Here is a 2,299-nt window from a genome sequence, read left to right as displayed (position 1 = left end):
CCGCCTCATTCACAATATACTGTAATGCTGCCGTGAACGTGTTCTATTCGTCATTACGTCACCTAATTGTCTATGTGGTGTATGATAACACCTCTAATTAGGTGGCCAAATTAACTATGCCACTACAAGCAGCCGTCAGGCCAAGTGGTAGGGCAAGCAACAGTGCCCGACCTGTAGTGGCATAGCAATGTGGCTGATTGGACATGTCCCATTCGTAACTAGTTATTTGCTCAGTCTGAAAATTCACACGGCAGCACATACTCTTTTTTAAGCCGGATTTCATCCCCTCGCTGCCAGAGAGGATCCTCAAGCCAACTGATTTGCACGGCTGACAAACAGAGTGGAATGAAGATTTCCCTACTTGGAATATCAACCCCTTCCAAACTTACAACCGCTTGCGGACAGAACCCAGCACTACCCCAGCCTTTTCGACGCACATCAACAATTACTAGGCGGCTTTTCATTTCAACCTCATACACTGTCGCCTTGAAGCAATCTTTGGAACTGCCGGGGGTTAAAATCAAACCACCAAGTTCCCAACATATATTCTCTCTTATATACATTGGTTGCTGCACTTCGTAGCACTGTCCAATCATTTTTGAGTAAGGCTCCTCCTCAGACAAGGTTATCACGCCAGTACAGGCAGTGAGGCCAATTGACAGAGCAAGCAACAAAGCTCGCCCTTTAGTTATCAGCGCCGTCTCTGTTGCCATTGTCTTATATACTCATCGTAATTATGTGAATGCCATATACTGGCTGGTTTGGTCAAGTGTGATGTATTCACTCGTAGTGGACTCAACAAGCCACCACCGCAAATCGGATCCGTACTAATGCAAGCCCCGGAGGTTCCCGCCGCTGGGTATGCAAAACCTGGCAATGAATACAAAGTACCTGATTCAATAAAGCCCTGACGCACCAGATTGTTCACTCGCCAGGCTCCCAAACTGTGGCCAGTCAGATGACCACTATAACCAGATTTGATAACTTGCATGGAGACTGCATCCATCAAACCTTGCGCATTGAGTAGTGTGTCATTGATATCCCAGAGGACACCAACAATACCACCTATCTCGCCCATCATCCCACCCCTTCGTGTGGTAAACCCGGTAACTAACTGATGCTCTTCTCGGTAAGTCGTTCCAGCAATCACCAGTCCCATCTTGGAGTTCAGTCCCAAAATCAGGTTCAGCTCTTGCAAGCTCAAGCCATTTTTAGCCGCAAAGCGTGTTAACTCGGATTGCGCTTTGTATTGCCCGTAACTACCTACCGCATTTTGCACCCAACCGCCAAAATCTTCACCTAAACTCCCAGAGATATACATCAACGCCTGACCCATATTCGGATTGTGTGCCGCAACGATATTTATTCCCAAGCGAACCGTCACTTGACTCGCTGTCGGTGCTGCCGGTCCGCCTGATGGCGTAAACGCCCATGTTGAAGCGCCGGCAACCGCTGCGCCCCGCAAGGCTTGACTAGAGGATGCGCCATGAGCGCGCGCAACATTATAAGTTCCCGCGGCTGAACAAGCGGGCGCCCACGGGCCACAGAACAAAGAACCAATACTCACAATGGTTTGGCTGATATCCGCACCCAATGCTTTAAACACCCCACGAATGACACGTTTAAAAGGCGAAGCAAGCTTCTTAAACAAATACCCACTCGGGTCAGTGTAGCTCAGTGGGTTGTTGAGTACATAGCTGTAGCGGTTAAAGTTTTGGCTGTTGCTTGGGCTTTGCACGAATGGGTCGGCTTGTAGGAAGCGGCCTATGTGGGCGTCATAAATTCTGCCACCCATTTGCACTACGCTGGCGTGGTCTACCTGCTCGTGGCCGGTGTAGCCTTTGTGCGTGAGGCTTAATATCGAGGCCAAGGTAAAGTTCACGGCTTGGTTATTGCTTTTAAACACCGCCCGGCGCTTACCAAAGGCATCGAAGCTGAGCTTCTCCTCTACTTGCCGCGCGTCATCGGTAATCACATCCACACTGCCTAAATGGTCTGTGTATACGTAACGGGTGGTGATGCTTTCACCGCGCTCTCCCTGTCGCAACTCAACAATCGCATTGCCTAAATTACACCGGAACCAACTTTCAACCCTTCGCACCCCACGCTAAATACTTGTTTTTTCATAAAAACCAACTAGTTAACACTATTTATCAAGTTTCGAACCCGTTCTATATACAAATATTGCCGAATTTCATCCACCTTGGGACCATCTAGTTGACTCCAATGTATTTCTATACGGTTAAAATCATTAGAAACAAAATATTTGATTCTATGAGTTTGAAACGCAGCTTCAAAT

General features: G+C 47.9%; 2 protein-coding genes. Both read right to left on the bottom strand.

Annotated elements, in window-relative coordinates; all coding sequences use genetic code 11:
• Window positions 1-230 precede the first annotated feature (230 nt).
• Window positions 231-713 carry a hypothetical protein gene (locus tag CWE08_RS12005; RefSeq protein WP_126768516.1) on the bottom strand — a complete coding sequence of 161 codons (483 nt, stop codon included), beginning with the start codon at window positions 711-713 and terminating at the stop codon, window positions 231-233.
• Complete coding sequence (locus CWE08_RS12000) at window positions 692-2,101, bottom strand: RHS repeat domain-containing protein (RefSeq protein WP_126768514.1); 1,410 nt, start codon at window positions 2,099-2,101, stop codon at window positions 692-694. Before CWE08_RS12000 ends, CWE08_RS12005 begins: the two co-directional genes overlap by 22 nt.
• Between the last annotated feature and the right edge of the window lie 198 nt (window positions 2,102-2,299).

Origin of the sequence: Aliidiomarina iranensis (assembly GCF_003987135.1) — a bacterium.
Taxonomy (GTDB): Bacteria; Pseudomonadota; Gammaproteobacteria; order Enterobacterales; family Alteromonadaceae; genus Aliidiomarina; species Aliidiomarina iranensis.
The sequence above is the reverse complement of the archived record's forward strand: the minus strand, read 5'-3'. Positions and strand labels throughout refer to the sequence as shown.